Origin of the sequence: Sphingomonas colocasiae, from assembly GCF_019880585.1 — a bacterium.
Classification (GTDB): Bacteria; Pseudomonadota; Alphaproteobacteria; order Sphingomonadales; family Sphingomonadaceae; genus Sphingobium_A; species Sphingobium_A colocasiae.
Genome location: NZ_JAINVV010000009.1, coordinates 471,864 through 479,755, shown reverse-complemented (window position 1 = coordinate 479,755; position 7,892 = coordinate 471,864). Strand labels below are relative to the sequence as shown.

Genomic DNA, 7,892 nt, shown 5'->3' with positions numbered 1-7,892 from the left:
ATTCAAAAACATCCAAAAAAACCCAACTTCGGCGGTCCACCGGTTAAACCCCCCCCCGCCTCGACTCTATATTTGAGCGACAATGCACGCCTTCGCCGCGCTTCTCGATCGCCTGATCTACACGCGTTCGCGCAACGCAAAGCTCAAGCTTATCGCCGATTATCTGATCGCCACGCCCGACCCCGACAGGGGCTGGGCGATGGCGGCGCTGACCGGCGATCTCGATCTGCCGGCGGTGAAGCCCGCGATCATCCGCGCGATGGTCGACGCGCGGGTCGATCCGGTGCTGTTCCGGATGAGCCGCGACTATGTCGGCGATTCGGCGGAGACGGTCTCGCTGATCTGGCCCGATCCGCCCGTGCCGCCAGCGAGCGAGGTCGATCTGAGCCTGAGCGGCATCGTCGACCGGCTTTCCACCCTGTCGCGATCGGATGCGCCGGCGGTGCTCGCCGATCTGCTCGACCGGCTGAGCCCGGAGGAACGCTTCGCGCTGTTGAAGATGGCGACCGGCGCATTGCGCATCGGCGTGTCCGCGCGGCTGGCGAAGACCGCGCTCGCCCAGGCCTTCGGGCTCGACGTCGATGCGGTGGAGGAAGTGTGGCATGGCATCCGCCCGCCCTATGCACCGCTGTTCGATTGGGCGGAGGGCCGGGGCGATCAGCCGACCGCCGCCGACCTGCCGGTGTTCCGCCCCTTCATGCTCGCCCATCCACTCGACGATGCGGTGGTCTCGCTCGACGATTATGCCGCCGAATGGAAATGGGACGGCATCCGCGTCCAGATCGTCCGCGTCGCCGGCCAGACCCGGCTCTACAGCCGCGCAGGCGATGACATCACCCACAGCTTTCCCGAGGTCGCCGCCGATTTTGACGCCGATGGCGTGCTCGACGGCGAATTGCTGGTGAAGGGAGACGCGCAGGGCGGCGAAGCGGCAAGCTTCAACGCGCTCCAGCAACGGCTTGGGCGCAAGCAGGTTTCCGCGCGGATGCTGGCCGATTACCCCGCCTTTGTCCGCCTCTACGACATATTGATCGACGGCGGCGAGGATGTCCGGGCGCTGGCATGGCATGAACGCCGCGCGCGGCTCGAAGTCTTTGTGAAGCGGCTCGCCCCCGACCGGTTCGACCTGTCGCGCGTGATCGACGCCGCGAGTTTCGACGCGCTCGCGGAGATCCGCTCCGGCGCGCGCGATGCATCGATCGAAGGCGTGATGCTCAAGCGGCGCGACAGCGCCTATATCGCCGGCCGCCGCGTGGGGCTTTGGTATAAATGGAAACGCGATCCGCTGACAGCCGATTGCGTGATGATGTACGCGCAGCGTGGATCGGGCAAGCGATCCAGCTTCTATTCGGACTATACGTTCGGCTGCTGGACCGATGCGGGCGAGCTGCTGCCGGTCGGCAAGGCCTATTTCGGCTTCACCGACGAGGAACTGAAATGGCTCGACCGTTTCGTCCGCCAGCACACGGTCAACCGCTTCGGCCCGGTACGCGAGGTGGAGAAGACGCTGGTGCTGGAAGTGGCGTTCGATTCGATCCACGCCTCCAAGCGGCACAAATCGGGGGTCGCGATGCGTTTTCCCCGGATCGCGCGCATCCGCACCGACAAGCCCGCCGAGGAAGCCGACCGAATCGGCACGCTGATGGCGCTGATCACATGATTTTTTGAAGCACCCTGTCGATTCGATGAAATGCCGCGCGTCATGGGGCATGAAATCGCATTGCCGCGCTCATGGCGATACGGTTTCCTGATTCATGAGGAGGACCGACGATGAAATATGCGCTGCTGATCTATGGCAAGGAATCGGATTGGGCGAACGCCAGCCCGGACGAGATGACTGCGATCTTCGCCGAACATGGCCGGCTGAGCGACGCGCTGGGCGAACGCAATCTGGCGGGTGAGGAACTCGATCTCACCACCACCGCGACGACGGTGCGCACGACGAACGGCCAGAGCATCGTCACCGACGGCCCCTTCGCCGAAACCGTCGAGCATCTGGGCGGCTTCTACCTGATCGAGGCCGCGGATCTCGACGAGGCGCTGGGCTTCGCCAGGATGCTCTCGGGCACGGTCGAGGTGCGGCCGGTCGTCAACCATTGCGGCACGCCCTGAACTCCGCGCGGGCGATCGAAGCAGCGTATCGGGCGGACTGGGCACGACTGCTCTCGCTGCTCGCGCGCCGCTTCGATGATCTCGATCTCGCCGAGGACGCGCTGGCGGATGCCTTCGCTTCGGCGGCGCGGGCCTGGGACGCCGGCGGCGTTCCCGAGCGCCCCTCGGCATGGCTGATGCGCGCGGCGATCCGCAAGGCGATCGACCGGCTGCGCCGTAGCGCCACCGCCAACAATGCCCGGCGCCTGCTGGTGATCGACGCGGAGGACGGGTGCATGGATACCGTGGATCCCGACACTCTGCCCGACGAACGACTGGCGCTGATCTTCACCTGTTGCCATCCGGCATTAGCGCGCGAAGCGCAGGTGGCGCTAACGCTGCGGCTGGTCGTGGGGCTCGCCACGCCGGAGATCGCGCGGCTGTTCCTGGTCGCCGAGCCCAGCATGGCCGCGCGCCTGACGCGCGCGAAGCGCAAGATCGCCGCCGCGCGCATCCCGTTTCGCGAACCCGAGCCAGCCGAACGCGCGGAACGGCGGGATGGCGTGCTGGCGGTGATCTATCTGCTGTTCACCGAGGGCTATGCCGGCTCGGGCGCAACCCTGATCCGCACCGCGCTGGCCGAGGAAGCGATCCGGCTGGGCGGCCTGCTCCATATGCTGATGCCGGGCGACGGCGAGGTCGCGGCGCTGCTCGCGCTCATGATGTTGCAGCATGCACGCCGTTTCGCGCGCGTGGACGAGGATGGCGCGCTGATCCTGCTCAAGGATCAGGATCGGGACCTGTGGCAAGACGACGAGATCGCGGCGGCGCGCGCACTGATCGCGACGCCCGCGCCCGAAGGCTCCTATCGGCTGCAGGCGCTGATCGCGGCTGCGCATTGCACCGCCGAAGGATCGGACTGGCCGACGATCGCCGCACTCTATGCGCGCCTCGACGCCTTGACCGGATCGCCGGTCGTGCGCCTCAACCGTGCGGTCGCGGTCGCCGAAGCGGTCCATCCGGCGGCGGGCCTCGCCTTGCTCGAAGGGCTGGACGACAGGCTTGGCGACCATGCCCGGCTCGCGCTCGTGCGCGGCGAACTGTTCGCCCGAACCGGCCGCACCGGCGATGCGATCGCGGCGCTTCGGCAGGCGGCCACCCAAGCCGCCAACATGGTCGAGCGCCGCCATATCGAAGCCCGGATCGCCGCCCTGCGCGACTGATCCCCGGTATCAGCCCGCGCGGCGCTTGAGCGAACCGATCGAAGATGCGTCGGCTTCGCCGAGATCGCCCATCATTGCTTCGCCAGCCCTTCCAGCCGATCGATGCCGACCGCCATCACCGCGCCCTTGATCGCATTCATGTCGACATTGTCGCCTCGTGCCTCGACAAGGAAACGATTGGCCACGACCACGCTGAACTTGCCGCTTTTCGACTGGCTGTCCCATTCTTCGCTGACCATGCGGCCGTCAATCGTCTGGGTCTTTTCATAACCGGTCTCGGTCTGGCGGCTCGACTGGACGTTGAGCGCGCTGCCCAATGCCGCGAGTGCGCCGACCGCCGCCATGTCGGTCAGTTCCAGGCGGATATTGCTCTCCCCGGCGGTATAGCGCGCCTCGGCATGCGAACCGCCGACGCCGGCGGCGCTGCCCGACGAACTGGCGACCTCGCTGCGGCCATAGCCCGGCAAGGCCGCCGGCAGCAGCGCCTGAAGCTGATCGGCCGGCAGCGCGATCGCGGCGCCGTTGCCTGGTGTTCCCACCTGATTGAGCTGGTTGGCGGCGGCCTCCATCTTCTTCGACGCGGCTTCGAGCTTGCCGAGATCCACCGAGCCGACGCCGGGGACCGCGAGCTTGCCTTCGAGCTGCCCCGCGGGCGCGGTGCGCGCGAACATCGCCACCACCGGCGCGGTGATCGCACTGGCGACGAGCGCCAGCACGATCGCGGCGACCACGGTCAGCGCCGTATAGCCGAGCGCCTTTTCCTCCGGCGCCTTCATCAGGCGCGGCAGGCCGAGATAGAGCAGGAACAATCCGTAGACGCCGAGCAAGGAAAGCCAGGCCAGCGCGGGGATCAGGCCAAATATGCCCGCCACCCAGGATGCGGTCCATGAATAGGCGGCGACCTTGAACGCCTGGACGCGATTGGGCGTCGCGTTGAAATTGGGCGCAAGCGCATCGATGATCACCGCCAGCACATAGACGCCCAGCAGGGTGAGCGCATAGCCGACCGCCGCGCCCGTCACCGCCCCGGCCACCGACGGCCGATAGGTGATGCCGAACATGGTATGGCCGAGCACCAGGCTGCCAATGGCCGTGCACACGGCCGGGATCGCCGCGAGCGGGATCACATGCGCGCGATAGATGCCGGCGACGGTCATGGGCTCGGTATCGATACGGCCCCATTCCGTCTTGGGCTGAAGCAGGATCGCCTTGGTGCGTTCGACGAGCGCGGCGCGCTCCGGCATCAGATTCGGAATGTTCGGATTGTTCGGGCTGTCCATCTTCGCGCTTCCCTTTACCGTTATCGGCGTGATCTAGCGCGACCCATATCTGTTCTATGTGACGAACCTCACTTGCCCGCCACCCAATTGCAAGCCGTCATGCACGTCGGCCGATACGAAAAAAGCCCCTCCCGCATGGCGGAAGGGGCTTTTTCATTAGCCGTAGCGCGAACCGGTCAGTCGTGCTTGGACTGGAGGTTGACCGCAGCGAACTTGCCGCGACGATCGACCTCGATGTCGAAATCGAGACGGTCACCCTCGTTGAGGTTGCTCATGCCCGCACGCTCGACCGCCGAGATATGGACGAATGCGTCCGGCTGGCCGTCGTCGCGCTGGATGAAGCCGAAGCCCTTCATCGCGTTGAAGAACTTGACCGTGCCCGATGCACGTTCACCGGTCAGCTGACGCTGCGGTCCGCCCGCACCGCCGGGGCCGGCGGCGCGCGGCGCTGCCGCGCCGCGATCCTGAACGGGAAGCGGCTCGCCCTCGATCTTCAGATCGGTCGCCGAAACGCGACCGCCACGATCGACCAGCGTGAAGCCGAGCGGCTGGCCTTCGGCCAGACCGGTCAGGCCGGCCTGCTCGACCGCGCTGATGTGAACAAACACGTCTTCGCCGCCATCGTCACGGACGATGAAGCCGAAGCCTTTCTGGCCGTTGAAGAATTTGACGATGCCGGTGCCTTCGCCGATCACCTGGGCGGGCATGCCGCCACGACCGCCGCCGCCGCCGAAGCCGCCACCGCCGCCGCGCGGGCCGCCGAAGCCACCACCGCCGCCACCGCCGAAACGATCGCCGCCGCCACCGCCGCCGAAGCGATCACCACCACCGAAGCCGCCGCCGCCGAAACGATCGCCGCCGCCGCCAAAGCGACCGCGATCCTCGTAGCCACCGAAGCTGTCGTCGCCGAAACCGTCGCGCTTATCCCTGCCACGACCACCGCGCTCGCCGCGGCGTCCTCTATCGAAACTCATGCCCTGTTGGTCTTTCCCGGTTCGCCCCATTCTAATCAGAAGCTCGGCGCCGGGCGACGGACACAGAAATCTGGGCGCGAAAATATGACACGCCATGATTCGTCATAAAGCAAAAAACACAACACTGCGACATATTTCATCTTGCCAATGCGATAGCGCCCACATCGCCCCTTGCAGCCGCCGCGCGGGGCGTGCGATGGCTGGCGATCATGACGGAAATCTCAGTACTTCTCTCCGATCCGGCCGCCTGGGCCGCGCTCGTCACGCTTGTTGTGATGGAAGTGGTGCTGGGCATCGACAACCTGATCTTCATTTCGATCCTGTCGAACAAGCTGCCGGAAGCGACGCGCCAGAAAGCACGGCGAATCGGCATCGCGCTGGCGCTGATCATGCGGCTGGCGCTGCTGTCGATGATCGCGTGGATCGTCGGGCTGACCGCACCGGTCTTCGATCTCGGCCTGGTCGGACCGGTCGGATCGCATGGCGAGCCATCGTTCGAAACCCAGTTCTCGTGGCGCGACCTGATTCTGATCGCGGGCGGACTGTTCCTGTTGTGGAAGGCGACCAAGGAGATCCATCATTCGATCGATCCGGTGCCGTCCGACGACGGGGTGCTCGACAAGAAGCAGGTGGCGCAGCTCACCTTCACCTCGGCGATCGTCCAGATCCTGCTGCTCGACATGGTGTTCTCGATCGATTCGATCCTGACCGCGGTCGGCATGACCGAGCATGTCCAGATCATGTATGTCGCCGTCATCTTCGCGGTGGGCGTGATGCTGCTCGCCGCCGATCCGCTGGCCGAATTCATCAATCGCAACCCTACCGTGGTGATGCTCGCGCTCGGCTTCCTGCTGATGATCGGCGCCGTGCTGATCGCAGATGGCTTCGGCGTCCATGTGCCCAAGGGCTATATCTACGCGGCGATGGCATTCTCCGCGCTGGTCGAGACGCTCAATATCGTGGCGCGCCGCGCCCAGGCGCGAAAGGCCCGTCCCCCTGCGCAGGACTGACCGGCTCGTCATCGATCGGCAAGGACCGATTGAGCCGCCGAGCGGAAACGCGTAAGGCCGCGCCATGACTGTGCATTTCCATGAAGAAGACCTGCCCGCCGGCGTGCTGGCCGATGGCCCCGTCGCGGTCGATACGGAGACGATGGGCCTCATCACGCCGCGCGACCGGCTGTGCCTGTTGCAAATCTCGGACGGCGGCGGCGACGAGCATCTCGTCCGCTTCGCACCCGGCAGCGATTATGCCGCGCCCAATCTGCGCGCGGTGCTCGCCGATCCGGCGCGGCTGAAACTCTATCATTTCGCGCGTTTCGACCTCGCGGCGATCCAGCATTATCTGCGGGTGGTGGCGGCGCCGGTCTATTGCACCAAGACCGCGTCGCGGCTGGTGCGCACCTATACGGACCGTCATGGGCTGAAGGAGCTGGTCAAGGAGATCCTCCAGACCGACATCTCCAAGCAGCAGCAAAGCTCCGACTGGGGCGGCCCCGAACTCAACGACGCGCAGCGCGACTATGCGGCGTCCGACGTCCGGTATCTGCACCGGCTGAAGGCGGAGCTCGACATCCGGCTCGCGCGCGAGGGCCGCACCGCGCTGGCGCAGGCCTGTTTCGACTTCCTGCCGCACCGGGCCGCCCTCGATCTGGAGGGCTGGCCCGAGATCGACATCTTCGCCCATGTCTGAAATCGCCGATCGCGTCCGCGGACAACGCCAGATCTGGGCGGCGCCCGGCGGATCGCACGATCGGCTGATCGGTTTCCTCGGCTGGCTGCTACCCAGCGGGATCGGCGTGCTTGCGGCGTTCCTGGCGATCGCTCCGCTCGCGGTGCGCGGCGACATCAGCTTCGTGCTGGCCAAGGACAAGGTGGAGATCGCCAAGGAACGCATGCGCGTGACCCAGGCCACCTATCGCGGCGAGGACAGCAAGGGGCAGCCCTTTTCGCTGACCGCCGGTTCGGCGGTGCAGAAGACGTCGCGCGACCCGGTGGTGAACCTGTCGCGCCTGTCGGCGTCGATCAAGCTGCCCGACGGGCCGGCCACCTTCAACGCCGATCAGGGCCGGTACGACATGAATCGCGAGACGGTGGCTGTCGATGGCCCCGTGCATTTCGCGGCGGCCGACGGATATCAGCTTGAAACATCGAACGTCGCGGTCGATCTGAAGAGCCGGCAGGTGACGAGCACCGGTCCGGTTCAGGGCAAGATGCGGCTCGGCACCTTCCAGGCCGGCCAGTTGCGCGCCGATCTGCCCAACCGCACCGTCACGCTCGACGGTCGCGTGCGGATGCGGATCGTGCAGGGCGGGGTGAAATAGG

Annotated in this window: 8 protein-coding genes; 6 read left to right on the top strand and 2 right to left on the bottom strand. The window is 66.2% G+C overall.

The genetic code is table 11. The features are described from left to right. Window positions 1-82 precede the first annotated feature (82 nt). From K7G82_RS20955 to K7G82_RS20945, 3 genes are all read left to right on the top strand, one after another. On the top strand, window positions 83-1,660 hold the full coding sequence (locus K7G82_RS20955; RefSeq protein WP_222991854.1) for a cisplatin damage response ATP-dependent DNA ligase: 1,578 nt from the start codon (window positions 83-85) through the stop codon (window positions 1,658-1,660). Between the two features lie 110 nt (window positions 1,661-1,770). Next, complete coding sequence (locus tag K7G82_RS20950; protein ID WP_222991853.1) at window positions 1,771-2,112, top strand: YciI family protein; 342 nt, start codon at window positions 1,771-1,773, stop codon at window positions 2,110-2,112. Next, a complete protein-coding gene (locus K7G82_RS20945; protein ID WP_222991852.1) occupies window positions 2,097-3,314 on the top strand; it encodes an RNA polymerase sigma factor in 1,218 nt (405 codons plus the stop codon). Before K7G82_RS20950 ends, K7G82_RS20945 begins: the two co-directional genes overlap by 16 nt. 71 nt (window positions 3,315-3,385) lie before the next feature. Here the strand turns inward: K7G82_RS20945 and K7G82_RS20940 are convergent, their stop codons facing one another. After that, on the bottom strand, window positions 3,386-4,594 hold the full coding sequence (locus tag K7G82_RS20940) for a Yip1 family protein (protein ID WP_246623735.1): 1,209 nt from the start codon (window positions 4,592-4,594) through the stop codon (window positions 3,386-3,388). A gap of 176 nt (window positions 4,595-4,770) precedes the next feature. Next, window positions 4,771-5,568 (bottom strand): cold-shock protein, encoded by a 798-nt coding sequence (locus K7G82_RS30070; RefSeq protein WP_222991851.1) that lies wholly within the window; start codon window positions 5,566-5,568, stop codon window positions 4,771-4,773. 209 nt (window positions 5,569-5,777) lie between these two features. On the opposite strand from K7G82_RS30070, the gene K7G82_RS20930 reads away from it, so the two are divergent. The 3 genes from K7G82_RS20930 to lptC all read left to right on the top strand — a co-directional run bounded on the left by K7G82_RS20930 (window position 5,778) and on the right by lptC (window position 7,891). Next, window positions 5,778-6,578, top strand: a complete 801-nt coding sequence (locus tag K7G82_RS20930; protein ID WP_222991850.1) for a TerC family protein — start codon at window positions 5,778-5,780, stop codon at window positions 6,576-6,578. A 64-nt stretch (window positions 6,579-6,642) separates the two neighbouring features. Next, a complete protein-coding gene (locus K7G82_RS20925) occupies window positions 6,643-7,260 on the top strand; it encodes a ribonuclease D (RefSeq protein WP_222991849.1) in 618 nt (205 codons plus the stop codon). After that, the gene (gene lptC, locus K7G82_RS20920; protein WP_222991848.1) at window positions 7,253-7,891 is read left to right on the top strand and encodes an LPS export ABC transporter periplasmic protein LptC; all 639 of its coding nucleotides are present in this window, start codon (window positions 7,253-7,255) and stop codon (window positions 7,889-7,891) included. The genes K7G82_RS20925 and lptC overlap by 8 nt, the downstream gene beginning before the upstream one ends. Window position 7,892 lies beyond the last annotated feature (1 nt).